A 17,952-nucleotide genomic window follows, 5' to 3' on the forward strand; every position below is an offset into this window, starting at 1 on the left:
CGGTCACGCGCCCCAGCGCGTCACCAGGGTGGCGACGTCGGGCCGCACCCGATCGGGCTGGGGCTCGCCCCGGCCGATATGGATGAATCCCGCAACCGTCTCCTGAGGCTCCAGGCCGATCGCCTCGCGCGCCGTGGCGTCATAGGCCATCCACTCGGTCAACCAGGCGGTCTTGAATCCCATGGCGTTGGCCGCGACCGTGAGCGTCATGCACACCGCTCCGGCCGAGAGCACCTGCTCCCATTCGGGGATCTTGACGTGCGGCGCGGCGCGGCTCACCACCGTCACCACAAGCGGCGCGCGGTTGAACCGGCCACGCTCCACCGCAAGCCTGTCCTCGTCAGCGCCCGGGTTGGCGGCCTGGAAGACCGCCGCGATAACTTCCCCCAGCCGGTCGCGCGCGTCCCCTTCGATCACGATGAACCGCCAGGGCGCCAGCTTGCCGTGATCCGGCACTCGGGTCGCAACGGCGAGCAGCGCCTCCAGTTCGGCGGCGGTCGGGCCCGGGCCGGTCATCAACTGGGGCGGAACCGAGCGGCGGGTCCGGAGCATCTCGAGGGTGTCTGTCATGGGCGTCCGTCAACCTGGGGACGAGCAATCACCCGGCGACGGGCGACCAGCGGTCCTATTCCACATTCATGCAGTGTTCATGCGCCACATGGAAATGTGTGGCCAACATCGGGATGGGGCGCGCTGAGGCCGGATAAACCGGCCCGTTCGAAGGCGATCGAGAGCTAGGGCTAGCTCGCGACGCCGTCAAGGCACGCGCACCATCGCCACTCGTGCGCATGAGTTCCCGCCCCATGGTTCCCGCCTCTCCCATGCAACCGCAGAATCTCTGGACGCGCCGCGCGACCCTCGCGGCGGTCGGCGCCGTGCTGGCCTTCTGGATTGTCGCCGCGCTCACCTGGCGCTTCACCGACTCCGTCGTGCCCTGGGATTCCAAGAACCACTTCTACCCAATGTTCCGGTATCTCGGCGCAGCCTTGGCCCAGGGCGAATGGCCGTTGTGGAACCCCTACCATTTCAGCGGCCATCCTTCGGTCGCCGATCCCCAGTCGCTGCTGTTCACCCCCACGATGGCGGCCTTCGCCTGGCTTGCGCCCGAAGCCAGCATGCAGCTCTTCGATGGCGTCGTGTTCGCCCACCTGCTGCTGCCGGCCTTTGCCACGCTCGGCCTCTTCTATCGGCGCGGCTGGCACCCGATCGGCGCCGTCGCGGCCGCGATGATGATCGTGCTCGGCGGCTCGGCCGCTGCCCGCCTACAGCATACGGGCATGATCTTCTCCTACTCGTTCTTCCTGCCTGCGCTGCTTTTCGTCGAGATCGCGCTGGAGAAGAAATCCTGGAAAGCTGCGCTTGCCTTTGGCGTCTGCGCCGGACTGATGGCGCTCGGCCGGGATCAGGTTGCCTTCCTGTGCTGCCTCGCCATCACGGCCGCGGTGGTCGGCCAGGGCGTTCGCGCCACCCAGCCGCTCCGCTTCGCCCTGACCCGCGCTCCCCTGCTAGCGTTGGCCGCCGTCGTGATCGTCGCCATGCTGGCCATCCCGGCGCTCCTCACGATGCAGCTGCTGGCGGATTCGAACCGCCCTGCGATCAGCTACGGCGTCGCGGCGATGAACTCGATGCCGCCGTCGAGCCTTGTCACGATGCTGACGCCGAACATTTTCGGCACGCTGAACCACACCTACGACTACTGGGGCCCAATGTGGGACACGGTGCCGGAGGGCACCTACACGGATCGGGCCGTAAACTACATCTTCGCCGGCACGATCCCGGTCGTCCTGATCCTGTGGCAGGGCGTCGGCAAGGGCCGCCTGTTCAATCGCGAGCTGCGGTTCTTCGGCCTGCTTGGGCTGTTCGCGGTGATCTACGCTCTCGGCCGCTACACGCCGGTGTTCGTGCGCCTGTTCGACCATGTGCCGGGCATTGCGCTCTACCGCCGACCCGCCGATGCGACCTTCCTGATCAACATTTCCCTCGCCTTCTGCGCCGGCTACTGCGTCCATCGCTATGTCGCGGACGGCGGCATGGCCGTGGCCGAACGGCTCCGCCCCTGGGCGGCCAGGATACAAAAGACTGCCGCCTTCGCGATTCCGGCCGGGCTGCTCGCGTCCGGGCTCATCTTCTCCAGCCGCGGCGGCCATCTTCTCGAGGCTGGCGTCCAGGTGGCGCTGTTTCTTGCAGTGGCGGCTGTCGGGCTCACCCTCGCGGTGCAACAGACAGGGCGCCAGGCGCGCCTAGCCGCTGCCGCCATCCTGGTGGTGTTCACCGGCGGCGAACTCGTTTGGCGCAATGCCGCCTCGGCGCTGAACGCCGAGCCCTCGAACCGTTACGCCGTCTATGACAGCCTCAAGCCGGGCGACTTCGCGGGCCTGAATGTTTTGAAACGCGAATTGGACGAGCGCCACGCCAAGGGCGAGCGGCCCCGCGTCGAGATCCTCGGCCTGACCGGCGCGTGGCAGAACGCCTCCATGGTGCTCGGGATCGAGGATACGGTCGGCTACAACGCCCTGCGGATCGCCGAATACGAGAAGGCCGTCGGGCCGGGCGAGAACGCCGTCGAACTGCGCCTGCGCCAGTTCCCGGGCACGTTCCGCGGGTATCGTTGCAACCTGGCCCGGCTGCTCGGCCTCGAATATCTCGTCCTGGACCGGCCGGCCGACAAGCTGCCGCGGCACTTCCCGCGGCTGAGCGCCGCCACCCTGCTCTACTCATCTGACAATATGTGGATCTACCGCCTGGCCCCGGCCGCGCCACGCGCCTATGTGGCGTCGCGTCTCCGCCCGGTGGAGACCGACGAGGTGCTTTCGGACGAGGAGCTTCCGGAGTTCGACCGCAGCACCGAGGCCCTGATCGACAAGGGCGACCTGGAATACCTGGACGGGAACTACACGGCCCAGACTGACGCGACGCCGGAGGACGGCGGCAACGCCTCGCAGGTCAAGATCCTGTCCTACAAGCGCAACAGCGTGAAGCTCTCGGTCACCACCGAGCGCGCCGGCCTTCTGGTGCTGCACGATCTCTACTACCCGGGTTGGGAAGTGACCGTTGACGGCGAGGAAAAGAATGTCCTCAAGGCCAACCTCCTGTTCCGCGGCGTGGAGGTGCCTGCTGGTCAACATCAGGTTGAATTCACATTCCGGCCGCTTTCCACGGACAATTTGCTGACCGCAGCGACGGACTTCGTTCATCGCGAGGGAGCCGGCGAGACCGCCACGCGCTGACGGTTCCCGTTGCGGAGCTTGTCCGGGGGCCTGTCCGGGTGCACAACACGACCGGTCGAAGGCGCCGCCACGCTGCGGTGAACAATGGTTCAATGGCTCGAAACACGATCACGATCGCGCTTCTGCTCGTGGGGGCGCTGGGTTTGGAAACGGCGACCGCGCAGACGGTGTTCCCGCCGCTGACGCCAACGTCGCCGGCCACCGCCCTGCCGCCGCCGACCAATCCGGAGGCGAGCGGCGGACAGCCTGCGCCGACGCGATCCGGGCCGTCCACCGCCATTCACCGTGACGGCGGCATGCTTTATCTCGGGGCGGTGCTCGGGGGACAGGCCGGCCCGATCCGCACCGGCATCACGTGGCGGATCTACGCCGAGCCGCAAGATGGATCGCCCGCGACGCTGGTGCAGGAATCGACCTCCGCCTCGCCGAGCATCCCGCTGGACCCTGGCGTCTACATCGTCCATGCCGCCTACGGATTGGCGAGCGCCACCCGCCGTGTGGTGATGAGCGGCGCGCCCAGCACCGTAAGCCTCACGATCAACGCCGGCGGCCTCGTGCTCGGCGGCATCATCGGCGACACGCTCATCCCGCCCGAGAAGCTGCGCTTCAGCGTCTATGTTCCGCTCGGCAACGATCCCGAGGGGCGCGCCGTGGTGGAAGGCGCGCATGCGGGCACGCTGATCAGGCTGCCCGAAGGCGCCTACCGCATCGTGTCGACCTATGGCGACAGCAACGCGATCATGAACGCCGACCTGAAAATCGAGGCCGGCAAGGTCACCGAGGCGACGCTGCGCCACAAAGCCGCCACCGTCACGCTGAAGCTCGTGACCGCTCCCGGCAGCGAGGCTCTGGCCAACACGGCCTTTAGCGTGCTGACGCCTGGCGGCGACACCATCCGCGAAGCAATCGGCGCCTTCCCCTCCATGGCCTTGGCGGAAGGCGAGTACGTCGCCATCGCGCGCAACGCCGGCAAGGTCTACACGCAGGAGTTCACCGTGAAGTCGGGGCTCGACCGGGACATCGAGGTGCTCGCGCGCTAGTGCGCTTCAGGCGACAAACGCATCGCCGGCGCGTTAAAGTTGTTAATCGAGATATTACACTTTTAAGGGAAAGTGCTCGCGGAGGTACCGCCGCGTGCTCAGCCGATTCATCAGCCCCATTTTCCGCGAGCGCGCAGCGCGCTTTCCAATCGCGGTCGGCGCAACGCTCGCGATCGTGATGTGGGCCGGGCTCGGCTCCATTCTGGTCATCGAGCATGGCAATGCCGGTTCGGGCGCGCAACGCAAAGCCGCCGACATGGCGACGCTTTTCGCAGAGAGCGCGGGCCGCACCATCCGGGAAGTCGACAAGATCCTCCTGCTCATCCGGGCGCTTTACGAGGAGGGATCGATCGACGTCGTCACCGCCGCGTATTCGGGGCGGGCGTCGCAGTTCGACTCCCTGACTTTCCAGCTCAGCATCGTCTCGCCCGACGGCGTGCTTGTCATGTCCAACATGAAGCCCGCGACCGAGCGGGTGGACATCTCCGACCGCGAGCATTTCAAGGTTCATCGGGAGCGCAGCGAAGATCGGCTCTACATCAGCAAGCCGTTGCTCGGCCGCGCGTCCGGCCGCTGGTCAATCCAGCTTACGCGCGCCATCAAGGCTCCCAACGGCGGTTTCGGGGGCGTCATCGTGGCGTCGATCGACCCGGACCATTTTTCCCGTCTCTACGAATCCGTCGATCTCGGCCGCGACGGAGTCGTCGGGCTCTTCGGGCTGGATGGCATCGTTCGGACCCGTCGGGGTCAACAGCCCAATTCGACCGGCCTCTCCGTGGTCGGCACGCCCATGTTTGAGACCATCCGCAACGGCGCGGAAGGCTCTTACAGGCTCACCAGTCCGATCGACGGGATCGAGCGCATCGGCGCATTCCGCCGGGTGACCGGGCAGGACCTGGTCGTCGCCGTCGGGCTCTCAACGCAAGAAGCGTTCGCTGCGCTGCAGAGGCGGGGCGTCGCAATCGCGCTTATGGGGCTGCTCGGCATGGGCCTGATCGCCGGGGCCGTTGTTCTGTCGATCAGGGCGCGGCTAGCGCGAGAGGCGTTCCAGCGCGCCAGCCAGCTGGCCACAGAACAGCTCGCCGAACTCGCGCTGCGCGACGAGCGCGAGAAGCTGGCCCAGCGTGACGCCGAAGTGCTGGCCGGCGTCGAGAAGCTGAGTGGCCATCTCGGATCGTCCATCGAAACCCTGGACACGATCATTCACGCCATCGGCGAGCAATCGGCGCGCATGAATCAGGCCGCAATCGCGGCGCGCGACGGCAGCGCCGGAGCCGCGGAAGTCTCGAACGCATCGGCGCGCAATGTAGACGCGGTCGCGGGCAGCGCGATCACGATCTCGGACATGGGAATCGAGGCCGAGCGCGCCGTGAGCGGGGCGCTCGCGACCTTCGACGAAGCCATCGCGGAGGCCGACCGCAGCAACGGCGCTTTCGACGAGCTCCTGGTCGCGACCCAACAAATCGACCGCGTGGTGCAGCTCATCAGAAGCATCGCGCACCAGACCAACATGCTCGCCCTGAACGCCACCATCGAGGCGGCGCGCGCCGGAGAGGCTGGACGTGGTTTCTCGGTGGTCGCGCAGGAGATCAAGAACCTGTCGGCTCAGACCTCGCTCGCCACCGGAGAGATCAGCGATCAGCTCACCGCCATCCAGCGAGCCGGTCGGACCTCGATCGAGAGCGTTCGCGCCGTTCAGGAACGCTTGAGCGTGACCCGCGACACCACCGAGGCGATCGCCGGCACGGTGGCCCGGCAAAGCTATTCGGCCAGCGAGATTGCGATGCGCATCGCCACCGCGGCGCAGACGGCCGCCGACGCCTCCCGCAGCGCCGATGCGATCCGTGCGGCCGCGGAATTGTCCAACGCCTGCGCATCCGACGTGCTGGCGACGACCCGCACGCTGGAGGCCGAGGCCCATACGGTGCGGGTCGAGATCGAGGCGCTGCATCGCTCGCTTCGGCAAAGCAGAACGGCCTGACCTCATCGCACAAATTGCGATCAGCGTTGATCGAAGTCGTCGCGCTCCGTTGTGACCCGGAGCATGCTGCAATCCTTCATCACGGGTGATCGCATGGCCTCGAACCGCATCTACGTCCTTATTCTCTCCCTGCCGATAGCCGGAGGCAGCCCCGCTTTCGCGGCCGACGCCGCCAATGGCGGCCGCATCGCCAAGCGCTGGTGCGCGGAATGCCACGTCGTGGCGCCTGGCCAGGCCAGCGCCAAAACCGACGCTCCATCCTTTGCGAGCATCGCAATGCGCGGCGCAGCAGTGGTTCCGCTGGACAAGTTCCTCATGAACCCGCACCCGAAAATGCCGGACATGCAGCTCAACCGCACCGAGGTCGCCGACCTGGTGGCCTATATCGGAAGCTTGAAGAAGTAGCGCAGGTCGCCTTCCCCGCCCGGGAGACAACCGGGCGGGAAGACGTCAGGTCGCGACTACTCGGCCGCGATCCGCATCTCTTGCGCGCGCATTTGGTCAGGCGCCGTGGCTTCGTCGAGGAAGCGCGCCACCGCAGCGTCGAGGCTCATCACCTCCTGCGCCTGCGATCCGAGGCGACGGACCGTCACGGCGGCCTCGGCGGCTTCCTTCTTGCCCACCGCGATGATCACCGGGACCTTGGCCAGCGAGTGCTCGCGGACCTTGTAGCTGATCTTCTCGTTACGCAGGTCGGAGCGGGCGCGCAGCCCGGCGTCGCGCAGCTTGGCGGTGACCTGCCGCGCGTAATCGTCGACGTCGCTCGTTATCGGGCACACCACGATCTGCTCGGGCGCCAGCCACAGCGGGAAGTGCCCGGCGTGGCTCTCGATCAGGATGCCGAGGAAGCGCTCCATGGAGCCGCAGATGGCGCGATGCACCATGACGGGCTGCTTCTTCTCGCCATCCGCGCCGATATAGAACGCGCCGAACCGCTCCGGCAGGTTGAAGTCCACCTGCGTGGTGCCGCACTGCCATTCGCGGCCGATCGCGTCGCGCAGCGTGTACTCGAACTTCGGGCCGTAGAAGGTGCCCTCGCCCTCGTTCACGCCCGTCTTGATGCGACCGCCGGACTCGGTCGCCATCTTGTCGAGCACCTTGCGCAGGATGCCCTCCGCATGGTCCCACATGGCGTCCGTGCCGACGCGCTTCTCAGGCCGCGTGGCGAGCTTCACCACCACTTCCTCGAAACCGAAGTCGGCGTAGACCGACATCATCAGCTCGTTGATCTTCAGGCACTCGGCCTCGAGCTGCTCCTCGGTGCAGAAGATGTGCGCGTCGTCCTGCGTGAAAGCGCGGACGCGCATCAGCCCGTGCAGAGCGCCGGACGCCTCGTAGCGATGCACTGCGCCAAATTCGGCGAGGCGGATTGGCAGGTCGCGGTAGCTCTTCAGCCCGTGCTTGAAGATCTGCACGTGCCCGGGGCAGTTCATTGGCTTCAACGCAAAGATGCGCTGGTCCGCATCGGGGTCGTTCGGGTGCGTGAAGGCGTGCGCCGACTTCACGGCGAACATGTTCTCCTGGTACCAGCCCCAGTGTCCGGAGGTCTCCCACAGGCTCTTGTCGAGGATCTGCGGGGCGTTGACCTCGTCGTAGTCGGCCCTCAGGCGCCGCCGCATATAGGCGATCATGGTCTGAAACAGCGTCCAGCCCTTGGGGTGCCAGAAGACGGTGCCGGGCCCTTCCTCCTGGAAGTGGAACAAGTCCATCTCGCGGCCGAGCCGGCGGTGGTCGCGCTTCTCGGCCTCTTCCAGCTGGTGCAGGTAGGCTTCGAGATCCTCCTTTTTGGCAAAGGCGGTCGCGTAGATGCGGGTCAGCATCTGATTGTTGGAATCGCCGCGCCAATAGGCGCCCGCCACCTTCATGAGCTTGAAGGCTTCGCCGATCTTGCCCGTCGAGGTCATGTGCGGGCCGCGGCACAGGTCGAACCAGTCACCCTGCCGGTAGATCTTCAGGTCGTCTCCCGCCGGAATGGCGTCGATGAGCTCCACCTTGAAGCCCTCGCCCTTCTCGGCGAACACGCGCTTGGCCTCGTCGCGGGTCCAGACCTCCTTGGTGAAGGGCTTGTCGCGCGCGATGATCTTACGCATCTCGGCCTCGATGGCCGGGAAATCCTCCGGCGTGAACGGCTCGTTGCGAGCGAAGTCGTAGTAGAAGCCGTTTTCGATCACTGGGCCGATGGTCACCTGCGTCCCCGGCCACAGCGTCTGCACGGCCTCGGCGAGCACATGAGCGGCGTCGTGCCGGATGAGCTCCAGCGCCCGCGGGTCGTCGCGGGACACAAACTCGAGCCTGGCGTCGCGCTCGATCGGATCATTGAGGTCGGCCAGCGCTCCGTTCAGCGCCATCGCGACCGTTCGCTTGGCGAGAGAGGGCGAGATGCCCTTGGCGATGTCGAGGCCGGTGGTCCCGGGGGCGAACTCGCGCACGGCGCCGTCGGGGAAGGTCACGTTGATCATGCTGCAGCTCTCCGGCTCACTCCTGCAAACACGTGCAGGTAAGCGAAAGTGGCGACGGTCAGGACGAGGGCGGGGCCGCGCCGTCGCCCATATCGACAGCCTCGCATCGGATGCGCGCTGGGGCGTTCACGCCGCGCCAAAGCCCATAGCGCCACGGTCTATACCACGCTCCGCCGGGCGGCAACGCCGCCGCAACAAGGTCGACGCCCTCCGTGCCCCAGGGGTTACAGCGGCAGATTCGGGCCGCGCCCATCCATCCCCCGGCCCAGAGCCCATAGCGGCCGATCGCCTCATCCGTGTAGCTCGAGCAGCTCGGCCAGTGGCGACATTGCCGCCCGATCAGGCCCGACAATGTGAGTTGATAGAGCCTTATCAGCCCATGCGCCGCCCATGCGCTGGCTCGGTAGGGCTTCGTTAACCCTGTCGCGCCACCCTGATGGGGCGTTTGCATCTTCTTCACGTCTGCTTGCGTCTCGGCCATTGGCTGGGCTAAGCCTCTTGCGTCCGCGGTTCGAAGCCGTTCGCCGGCGGCCCGCACACGGAGCTTTGCGTACATGGTTTATCGCGTTCGATCTTTCACCGCACGCGCAATGGGCGTGGCCTGCTCGATCGTTCTGCCCGCCATCGGCGTCTCTTCCGCCCAAGCGGCGGACGCTGTCGAGGCCCCCATCGCGGTCGGCTCGCAGCCGGCGGGCTGGCTCCTGACCGTTCGCGGCAACGTGGTGGTTTCGCCTGATTTCCCCGGCTCGAAGGACTATGGCTTCCTCGCCTATCCGTCGCTGAGCCTTCGCCGCACGGACGAGCCCGAAGGCTTCAAGGCGCCTGACGATGGAGTCAGCTTCGCGCTGTTCGGCGACAGCCGCTGGAATGTGGGCGTGGTCGCCCGCTACCAGTCCGGCCGCTACCGCGAGGACAACCGCGCCCTCTACGGCATTCGCGACGCCAAGTGGTCGCTGGAGCCCGGTCTTTTCGGCGAGTTCTGGCCCTTGGCCGACACGCTGCGCGTCCGCGGCGAACTGCGCTACGGCATCAACGGCTACAACGGCCTCGTCGGCAGCCTGGCGCTCGACTACGTGCAGCGCATCGGCAACCTGACGCTCGCCATCGGCCCCCGCGTCGCCATTGCGGGCGGCGAATACATGAACGCGTACTTTGGCGTGAGCCAGCAGGACGCCCAGTGGAATGGCGCGGTGACGCCCTACAAGGCCGATCCCGGCGTCAAGTCCGTTGGCGTGGCGGCTTCCGCCACCTACCAATGGAACGACCAGTGGGCGACCACGGTGCGCGGCGGCTATGACCGCCTCACCGGCTCGGCCGCAGACAGCCCCATCGTCCGCAACCTCGGCTCCCGCGACCAGTTCTCGGTCGGCGCAAGCGCCAGCTATTCGTTCCAGCTCGGCGGCGGCGGCTGGAAGCGCTGAGCGCCTGAAGCGCCCTCCCTCCTACTCCGCCGCCTGGGCGCCGGCCGAGCGGGCAGCCTCAATCTTGCCGATCGCGTCCACCACGGCGTCGAAAGTCAGCATGGTCGACGCGTGACGGGCCTTGAAGTCGCGCACCGGCTCCAACACGGCGGCGTCGGCCCATTCGCCTGACGGTGGGGGGCCGTTCTCCTTCAGCATCTTGCGCACAGTGTCGCGGATCTGGCGCAGCTCGTCCGCAGTCGCCCCCACGACATGCCTGGCCATGATCGACGAGGACGCCTGGCCAAGCGCGCAGGCCTTCACGTCATGGGCGAAATCCGTCACCGTATCGCCGTCCATCACCAGATCGACCGTCACGGTGGATCCGCAAAGCTTGGAATGCGCGGTCGCGCTCGCCTGCGGCGCGGGCAGGCGGCCCAGCCGAGGGATATTGCCCGCGAGCTCGAGAATCTTGGCGTTGTAGATGTCGTTCAGCATGCGCCACCGTCCTTTCACCGCAATATAGGGCTTTGATAAGGGTGCTGCGAGGGTTCCGGCGGCGCGGAGAAATTTCGCGCGACCGGACGCCGCATCTGTGGTCCACGCCGAAGCTGAAGGCGTATAGGGTGCATTCCAGTTCGGTGGAGGCTCCATCATGGACGCCGTGGTCACGACCTTTTCCCCCCGCCCCGCGATCGAGACAGTCCGGGAGGCTCCTCCCCGCCCCTCGCGTGAGGAAGCGGAGGCCGCCGTCCGCACGCTTATCCGCTGGGCCGGCGACGACCCCGCCCGCGAAGGGCTGCTCGACACGCCAAAGCGCGTCGTGAAGGCCTACGAGGAGCTGTTCCGCGGCTACGGCGAGGACGCGCAGGCGGTGCTCGCCAAGGTTTTCGAGGACGTGGGCGGATACGACGACATGGTGGTCGTCAAGGACATCCCATTCCACTCCCATTGCGAACACCACATGGTGCCTTTCGTCGGCACGGCGCATATCGGCTACTACCCGGCCGAGGGCGTGGTCGGCCTCTCCAAGCTCGCCCGCGTGGTTGATGCCTTCGCGCGGCGCCTGCAGACGCAGGAGACCATGACGGCCCAGATTGTTGGCGCCATCGACGATGCGCTGAAGCCGCGCGGCGTGGCCGTGATCATCGAGGCCGAGCACATGTGCATGTCGATGCGCGGGGTGCAGAAGCAGGGCGCCAGCACGGTGACGACGCAATTCACCGGCGTGTTCCGGGACGACCCGGCCGAACAGGCCCGCTTCATCGCCATGGTCCGCGGTTTCCGTTGAGCGCTGGCAGGCGCGGCTGCGCGTGCTAAGGGACGACGGTCGGCCGAGCGCCGGCCGTTTCGCGTTCAGGAGCCGCCCATGTGCGAGAACTGCGTTTCCCTCAGCCCCCGCGGCGACAAGCACGCCGTCGAGGAAGGCGCGCTTCTGACGCCGAAATTCGATGCGTCCGAGCTCATCACCGCGGTCGCGGTCGACGCGCAGGACGGCCAGATCCTGATGGTTGCGCACATGAACCAGGAGGCGCTTGAGAAGACTCTGGCCACGGGCGAAGCCTGGTACTGGTCCCGCTCGCGCGGCGAGCTCTGGCACAAGGGCGACACCTCGGGACAGATCCAGACCGTCCACGACATCCTGGTCGATTGCGACCAGGACTGCCTGATCCTCAAGGTCACGGTGGCGGGCGATGGCGGGTGCTGTCACACGGGGCGGCGCTCCTGCTTCTACCGCCGCGTCGAAACACCCGCGAAAGGTCCAGCCGCGCTCGTTTTCATCGAACAGCCACGATCAAGCTGAACTGTGACGGGGGCTCGGCCGTTAACGGTTCGGGTCTTCAAACAACGGTAACGTCCGCGTGCCACGCTTCAGGTGTGGGAGGAGCGGACGAGGATCGGCCATGCTCCAGGAATTACTCGGATTGCGCATGCCCGCCCGGGCCGAAGGGGCCGCCTCGTCTGGCGGTGAACCTCCGCAGGGGCAGGCCGTCACGCCAGCGCCGGCGACACGTCGCAAGCGGCCGCGCATCGGTGTGGCGCTTGGTGGAGGCGCGGCGCGCGGCTGGGCGCATATCGGCGCGCTGCGGGCGCTGGAGCGCGCCGGCTTTGCTCCCGAGGTCGTGGTCGGCACCTCCATCGGCGCGGTGGTCGGCGGCTGCTACGCGGCCGGCAAGCTGGACGAACTGGAGCAGTTCGCCCGCTCGCTCACCAAGCGCCGCGTGCTGTGGCTCATGGACTTCCACATCGGCTCAGGCCTGATCAGCGGCGACCGCCTGAAGACGCTGCTGCAGCGCGACCTCGGCGATGTGCGCATCGAGGATGTCCAGACCCGCTTCGCCGCGGTGGCGACCGAGCTCCGCTCCGGCCACGAGATCTGGCTCACCCGCGGCCGTATGGTGGAAGCCTTGCAGGCGTCCTATGCGCTGCCGGGCATCTTCGACCCGGTGAAGCTCGGCGGCCGCTGGCTCTTTGACGGCGCGCTCGTCAATCCGATCCCGGTCACCACCACCCGGGCCCTTTCGGCCGACCTCGTGATCGCGATCAACCTCAACGCCGACCTGTTCGGCCGCGGTGCGGTGATACCCGACCACGGCGGAAACGCCGACGAGCCGCCGCAAGAGGAAATGGCGGAGGCCATCGTCGCCGAAGGCTTGTTTTCGCCCGTCATCGGCGCGGCGAACCGCATCAGCCAGTTCGTCCGGCGCAGCAGCGGCGCGCCCGGCCTGGCCACCGTGATGGTCGACGCCTTCAACATCACGCAGGATCGCATCGCGCGGTCGCGGCTGGCGGGCGATCCGCCGGACATCCACGTCAAGCCGAAGCTCGGCCGCGTCGGCCTGTTCGACTTTCATCGCGCCGAGGAAAGCATCGCGCTCGGCGACGAGGCCATGACGCAAGCCCTCGAAGACCTCGCCATGACCATGGAAGCGCTGCCGGGCGGCTACTGACTCCGGCTCGCTGTCAGCCTGCCGTGATGTACTCGCGCAGGGCCTGTGTTTCGTGCTGCATTTCGTTGAGGCGATGCTTCACGACGTCGCCGATGGAGATGATCCCAGCCAGGCGCCCGCCCTCCACCACCGGCATGTGCCGGAATCGGCCGGAGGTCATGTCTTCCATCACGTCCACGATCATGGTGTCCGGCGCACAGGTGATCACCTCGGCGGTCATGTGACGCGACACCGCGTCGTCCAGCGCGGCCGAACCGGCCTTGCCGAGCGCGCGGACGATGTCGCGCTCCGATAGGATTCCGTGCACGGCCCCATCCGAGCCCGACACCACCACGGCGCCGATGCGGCGCTCGCCGAGCAGCTTGGCGGCTTCTCCCAATGTCCGGTGCGGCTGGATCGTGACGACGTCCCGGCCCTTGGTCGACAGAATGCGGGAGACGGTCATGCGTCCCTCCTTTCGTGTCCATCCCTGGCGACCGCGCGTGCAGCCGCCGTTTGTAGGGGGCGTCGCGTGACGTTCTGAGGTCTCGGCGACTCCACCCGTCGCGCGAGTGTGCGCCCATCGTCGCAGGCGCGCAATGGCGCCCATGGGGGCTTAGTCCAGGGCCGTGGAGGCCGGATCGAACCAGCGAAACGCCAGGATGCCGACCAAGAATCCGCCGACATGCGCTTCCCACGCGATGGCCGAATCCGTGAAGCCCAACTCCTCTGCGCCAAGCCCGGTCGCGAGATTCATGATGAACCACACGGCCAGAAAGGTGACCACCCGGCTATCCCGCAGCACCGCGCCGAGCGGCAGCGCCGGCAACCTGTAGCTCTGCTCCTCGGTGAGCCGATAGGCGCCGAGCGGGGCGCCCGGCTGGAACACGAAGCGGATCGCGGCCGCCATACAGCCCGACACGGACGCCGATGCGCCCACCATCGGGCCGACGTCGCCGGCATGCGTCGCGAAATGGCCCAGCGCTCCGCCAATCGCGGTCACGACCAGAAACGCCAGGAAGCGGAAGGTCCCGAAGCGGCGCGCCACGGCGGTGCCGAAGGCGAGCAGCCAGACCGAGTTCAGCGTCAGGTGCATCCAGCTGCCGTGCAGCAGCGCGTAGCTGACCGTCGTCCAGGGTTTGCTCGCCCCTTCGGCCACGATCTCACGCGCCAGCCCGAGCCGCTGGATCAGGTCCACATTGCCGGGGTCCCGCGCTAGGCTGGCGGAAAGGCCCGGAACCGGGTCCGCCCCGAACAAGAGCGCGAAGCGGGCCGGTATGAAAGCCATTTCGTAGACGAGGCTGTCGGGGCCGAGCCCCCATTCCCGCAGTCCGTGGATTGCCGTCAACACGGCGATCACGCCGATCACCGCTGAGGGAATGTTGAAGATAGGCTCGCGGGGCGCGTGGTCGTCGGCGGCGGGTCTCACGCGCGGGCTACTCCTGAAAGGGCCAGAGGCGGCGATGGGACCTGAACATCGTCCGCGCACGGTGATGGTTCAAGCCGGGAAACGCTGTTCCGGCAAAAGGCGCATCCGTCTCTCGCCAAGACGGCCACGATCGTTAACGCCCGCGCGCGAAAAGCAGGCGCCGAGCCTACGGCCACGGGGGCAAAAAAAAGGGAGAGCCGAAGCTCTCCCGTTGGCGCGGCGGAGGATCTTTCATCCCGCCTATCCCCGGTCTTCCCTGCGGAAACCCGGTCTTTGCCTCGCGTTCCAAAAGTTGATGCGGTGGCCAAGGAGCTACAGGCCGTTCGCAAAGGATGCAGGAGGACCATGTCCCACACCGACCATCCGCGCAACGTCAACCGATGGTTAAGGTTAAGATCGAGCGTGGCACAGCGACTGCACCTCTCCGCCCCAGGGGGCTTCGAGGCCGATCACGCCGCCCGGAAGAGGATCGGTTTTGTTTCGAAGCGGGACGGAGGCCGGGCTGGGAAGCCCGGGACGGAAAGACATGAAACACGCCGCCACGCGGGCGCTCTTTGCCTATTGGGACACGCTCAGGGGCGAGCGTTGCGCACCGGAGCGCTCCGAGATCGACCCCACCGCAATTCGCGGCATTTTGGCCGACACCTTCGTGATCGAAGTTGACGACCAGCGCACCTGCCCGTTCCGGATCGCAGGGACGCGGGTGTCGGCTCTTGTCGGAAAGGAACTCAAGGGCGAGAGCTTCACGGCGTTGTGGCAAGGGTCCGCCCGCGATGAGGGCGGCGCCTTGATCGACATGATCGTCAACGAGAGCGCCCCCGCTGTGGCGTCCGTGATCGCCTGGACGCGCGACGGCGCAGCCTGCGACCTCGAACTGCTTCTGCTGCCCCTGCGCCATCGCGGGCGCACGCACGCGCGGATGCTGGGCTCCCTCTCCCCGCTCACGGTTCCACCGCGGCTGGGGCTGGATCCAGTGGAGAAGCTCGAACTGCGCTCGCAACGCGTGATTTACGCCGGCGAGCGGCTGGATAGCCCCGGCCTTCCGACCCCTCGGGAGGCCCTGCCCTTCGCGCGTCCCGAGCGGCGCGGCCATCTCTTCGTGTTCTCGGGCGGGAAGGACGCGGATTCATCCGATGCGCTAAAGCGCCGTTAACCCCGTCGCGCGAGAATGGTGGGACTTTCAGGGCCTCTCGGAGGCCGTCGATTGACCCAGATGGCGATCATGCAGGCGATTCAGGCGAACCCCCGGACACTTGAACGCCGCCGTCACCAGCGCGTGCGGGTCACGTTGCTCGGTCGGTTCATGCTGGAGAATCGCCAGGAATTTCCCTGCCAGACGGTCGACATGTCGCCCGGCGGCCTTGCGCTCTTCGCTCCCGTCCGTGGCAAGCTGGGCGAACGCGTGGTGATTTACCTCGAACATCTGGGCCGCGTCGAAGGCACCATCGTGCGTGAATACGAGCGCGGATTCGCGGTCGCGCTCTCGGCCACCAAGCGCAAGCAGGACAAGCTCGCCTCGCAGCTCACCTGGTTCGCCAATCGTCAGGAACTGGGACTGCCTGAAGACCGGCGCCACGAGCGCATCACCCCGCGCTCTACCGGCGCACTCATGCGCACGCCGGACGGAGCCGAGATCGGCGTCCGCATCATTGACGTCTCGCTCTCTGGCGCGGCCGTTTCCTCGCCCGTGAAGCCGCCTCTGGGTTCCCCTGTCTCGATTGGGGCGACCAGCGGCAAGGTCGTCCGCCACTTCGACGGCGGCATCGCGATCGAATTCCTGCGCACACTGAGCGACCAGGCGTTCGACGAGAACGTCCAGCTCTAACCCGCCCCGTACGGCGTTTCGGCGCAAGGCGCGTTCTCCGAACGACCGGGATGGCGCACCTAGATCCTTAAAATTTGAACGGTTGCGTTCAGGCCGTCTGAAGAGGCTTTGAACCATCATCTAGATGTCACGAAGCCACGTGACGGCGCGGCCCCACGCGCCGGGCCCAGCCCACGTTCCCGGCGTGTCCCCACACACCCATCGCCGGGCTTCTTTGAGCCGGCTCTTGTCCCGAGAGCCGGCTCATCTTTGTTTTATCAGGGTTTTTACCTGCGATCGCATGCCGCGGGCGAATGTACGAAGCCCGTTAACGATGTCGTAACCAAACGGTTGCACGTCCGGATGCCCTTCTTTACCGTTCATTAACCTTGATGATGGCGGGGCTGGGGCAATGCGGCTTCTTGGGGGCGTTCTATCCGGGCTGTTTGGGCTCGGGCTGATTGCGAGCGTCGGCGCTCAGGCGTCGAACCCGATCCGGGCGATCCCGGCCGCCGTGTCGCCGACTCCCGTGCTCGAGGATGTGAAGCCGCCGATAGGCTGGATCGATTTCTGCCCAACCCACGCTGACGATTGCGAAGGCCCGGTCCTCCCGCCCAAGAAAATTACGCTCAACGCCGCCACCTGGGGCGAACTCGTCCGCGTGAACCAGCAGGTCAACAGCGACATCGAGCAGGTCGAGGACATCACCCTCTATGGCGTATCCGAGAAGTGGACCTATCCGGACGCTGGCAAGGGCGATTGCGAGGACATCGCGCTTTTAAAACGCCGCATCCTGATGCGCGAAGGCATGCCCCGGCAGGCGCTGCTGATGACCGTGGTGCGCGACGAAACCGGCGCTGGCCACGCAATTCTGACCGTCGTCACGGATCGGGGCGACTTCGTGCTCGACAGCAAGACGTCGCGGGTGATGGGCTGGGAAGCCACCGGCTACGGGTTCATCAAGCGCCAGTCGCAGGAACACCCCAACCAGTGGGTCAAGCTCGGCGAGCCGGCTCCCTCCGGCCTCATTGTCGCCGGCCACTAGCGCATGATGCGAGACAGATTGGGAACGGCGGCCCTCGGCTCCGCCGTTTCGCGTCGTTAGGCCGAGGTGACGGCCGCTACTCGGCCACGTCGATCCGGCGCAGGCCCTTGGCGTAGCGTTTCCAGTTATCGACATAATGCTGGGCGGTCGCGCGCAACCGCTCCACACCAGTTTCGTCGAGTTGGCGGATCGCCCGGGCGGGAGAGCCGACGATCAGCGATCCGTCAGGAAACTCCTTGCCCTCGGTGACGAGCGCGTTCGCGCCCACCAGGCAACCACGGCCAATCTTCGCGCCATTGAGGATTGTGGCGCCCATTCCGATGAGCGATCCGTCGCCGACCGTGCAGCCATGCAGGATGGCGTGGTGCCCCACCGTGACGTCCTCCCCGATCACCATAGGGAATCCCATGTCGGTGTGCAGCAGCGAGGTTTCCTGAATGTTGCTCCGCGCGCCGATACGAATCCACTCGTTGTCGCCGCGCAGCACGGACCCGAACCAGATGCTCACGTCTTCGGACAACTCGACGCCGCCAATCAGATGCGCGTCCGGCGCGATCCAGTAAGTCCCGGGCGCTGGAAGCGTGGGCTGGCGGCCATCGAGAGAGTAGATCGGCATGAGACGGCTCCGGCTGTTTTG

General features: G+C 66.6%; 18 protein-coding genes. 11 read left to right on the top strand and 7 right to left on the bottom strand.

Annotation, left to right across the window (positions count from 1 at the left end; genetic code table 11):
• Positions 1 to 3 precede the first annotated feature (3 nt).
• Positions 4 to 570, bottom strand: coding sequence for a nitroreductase family protein (locus IEV99_RS16400; protein ID WP_188518816.1), 567 nt, complete (start codon positions 568 to 570; stop codon positions 4 to 6).
• Between the two features lie 233 nt (positions 571 to 803).
• On the opposite strand from IEV99_RS16400, the gene IEV99_RS16405 reads away from it, so the two are divergent.
• From IEV99_RS16405 to IEV99_RS16420, 4 genes are all read left to right on the top strand, one after another.
• A complete protein-coding gene (locus IEV99_RS16405; protein ID WP_188518817.1) occupies positions 804 to 3,227 on the top strand; it encodes a YfhO family protein in 2,424 nt (807 codons plus the stop codon).
• A 92-nt stretch (positions 3,228 to 3,319) separates the two neighbouring features.
• Positions 3,320 to 4,267 (top strand): RgsD C-terminal domain-containing protein, encoded by a 948-nt coding sequence (locus IEV99_RS16410; protein ID WP_188518818.1) that lies wholly within the window; start codon positions 3,320 to 3,322, stop codon positions 4,265 to 4,267.
• Positions 4,268 to 4,361: 94 nt separating this feature from the next.
• Complete coding sequence (locus IEV99_RS16415) at positions 4,362 to 6,248, top strand: methyl-accepting chemotaxis protein (protein ID WP_188518819.1); 1,887 nt, start codon at positions 4,362 to 4,364, stop codon at positions 6,246 to 6,248.
• 63 nt (positions 6,249 to 6,311) lie between these two features.
• Entirely contained in the window at positions 6,312 to 6,653 is a 342-nt protein-coding gene (locus tag IEV99_RS16420; protein WP_244643899.1) for a c-type cytochrome, read from the top strand.
• Positions 6,654 to 6,709: 56 nt separating this feature from the next.
• On the opposite strand, the gene thrS is transcribed toward IEV99_RS16420, so the two are convergent.
• Both thrS and yidD read right to left on the bottom strand, forming a co-directional pair.
• Entirely contained in the window at positions 6,710 to 8,707 is a 1,998-nt protein-coding gene (gene thrS / locus IEV99_RS16425) for a threonine--tRNA ligase (RefSeq protein ID WP_188518820.1), read from the bottom strand.
• A gap of 58 nt (positions 8,708 to 8,765) precedes the next feature.
• Positions 8,766 to 9,158 (bottom strand): membrane protein insertion efficiency factor YidD, encoded by a 393-nt coding sequence (yidD, locus tag IEV99_RS16430; protein WP_188518821.1) that lies wholly within the window; start codon positions 9,156 to 9,158, stop codon positions 8,766 to 8,768.
• Positions 9,159 to 9,261: 103 nt separating this feature from the next.
• Here yidD and IEV99_RS16435 point away from each other — a divergent pair, with 103 nt between their 5' ends.
• Positions 9,262 to 10,128: a MipA/OmpV family protein gene (locus tag IEV99_RS16435; protein WP_244643900.1), complete on the top strand. Its 867-nt coding sequence runs from the start codon at positions 9,262 to 9,264 to the stop codon at positions 10,126 to 10,128.
• 21 nt (positions 10,129 to 10,149) lie between these two features.
• Here IEV99_RS16435 and IEV99_RS16440 read toward each other — a convergent pair whose 3' ends face one another.
• Positions 10,150 to 10,605: an iron-sulfur cluster assembly scaffold protein gene (locus IEV99_RS16440; protein WP_188518822.1), complete on the bottom strand. Its 456-nt coding sequence runs from the start codon at positions 10,603 to 10,605 to the stop codon at positions 10,150 to 10,152.
• Between the two features lie 157 nt (positions 10,606 to 10,762).
• On the opposite strand from IEV99_RS16440, the gene folE reads away from it, so the two are divergent.
• The 3 genes from folE (at position 10,763) to IEV99_RS16455 (ending at position 13,058) form a co-directional block, all read left to right on the top strand.
• The gene (folE, locus tag IEV99_RS16445) at positions 10,763 to 11,398 is read left to right on the top strand and encodes a GTP cyclohydrolase I FolE (protein WP_188518823.1); all 636 of its coding nucleotides are present in this window, start codon (positions 10,763 to 10,765) and stop codon (positions 11,396 to 11,398) included.
• A 78-nt stretch (positions 11,399 to 11,476) separates the two neighbouring features.
• Positions 11,477 to 11,911 (top strand): phosphoribosyl-AMP cyclohydrolase, encoded by a 435-nt coding sequence (gene hisI, locus IEV99_RS16450; RefSeq protein WP_188518824.1) that lies wholly within the window; start codon positions 11,477 to 11,479, stop codon positions 11,909 to 11,911.
• 100 nt (positions 11,912 to 12,011) lie between these two features.
• Positions 12,012 to 13,058, top strand: a complete 1,047-nt coding sequence (locus IEV99_RS16455) for a patatin-like phospholipase family protein (RefSeq protein ID WP_188518825.1) — start codon at positions 12,012 to 12,014, stop codon at positions 13,056 to 13,058.
• A gap of 13 nt (positions 13,059 to 13,071) precedes the next feature.
• Here IEV99_RS16455 and IEV99_RS16460 read toward each other — a convergent pair whose 3' ends face one another.
• Positions 13,072 to 13,503: a CBS domain-containing protein gene (locus IEV99_RS16460; RefSeq protein ID WP_188518826.1), complete on the bottom strand. Its 432-nt coding sequence runs from the start codon at positions 13,501 to 13,503 to the stop codon at positions 13,072 to 13,074.
• A 150-nt stretch (positions 13,504 to 13,653) separates the two neighbouring features.
• Positions 13,654 to 14,466, bottom strand: coding sequence for a rhomboid family intramembrane serine protease (locus IEV99_RS16465; protein ID WP_188518827.1), 813 nt, complete (start codon positions 14,464 to 14,466; stop codon positions 13,654 to 13,656).
• 526 nt (positions 14,467 to 14,992) lie between these two features.
• Between IEV99_RS16465 and IEV99_RS16470 the strand changes: the two genes are divergently transcribed.
• The 3 genes from IEV99_RS16470 to IEV99_RS16480 all read left to right on the top strand — a co-directional run bounded on the left by IEV99_RS16470 (position 14,993) and on the right by IEV99_RS16480 (position 17,315).
• On the top strand, positions 14,993 to 15,619 hold the full coding sequence (locus tag IEV99_RS16470) for a PAS domain-containing protein (RefSeq protein ID WP_188518828.1): 627 nt from the start codon (positions 14,993 to 14,995) through the stop codon (positions 15,617 to 15,619).
• A 60-nt stretch (positions 15,620 to 15,679) separates the two neighbouring features.
• A complete protein-coding gene (locus IEV99_RS16475; protein ID WP_244643974.1) occupies positions 15,680 to 16,291 on the top strand; it encodes a PilZ domain-containing protein in 612 nt (203 codons plus the stop codon).
• 391 nt (positions 16,292 to 16,682) lie between these two features.
• Complete coding sequence (locus tag IEV99_RS16480; RefSeq protein WP_188518829.1) at positions 16,683 to 17,315, top strand: transglutaminase-like cysteine peptidase; 633 nt, start codon at positions 16,683 to 16,685, stop codon at positions 17,313 to 17,315.
• Positions 17,316 to 17,391: 76 nt separating this feature from the next.
• Here IEV99_RS16480 and IEV99_RS16485 read toward each other — a convergent pair whose 3' ends face one another.
• Entirely contained in the window at positions 17,392 to 17,931 is a 540-nt protein-coding gene (locus tag IEV99_RS16485; protein WP_188518830.1) for a gamma carbonic anhydrase family protein, read from the bottom strand.
• Positions 17,932 to 17,952: the final 21 nt, after the last annotated feature.

The sequence above is a fragment of the Alsobacter metallidurans genome, assembly GCF_014636935.1.
Lineage (GTDB): Bacteria > Pseudomonadota > Alphaproteobacteria > Rhizobiales > Beijerinckiaceae > Alsobacter > Alsobacter metallidurans.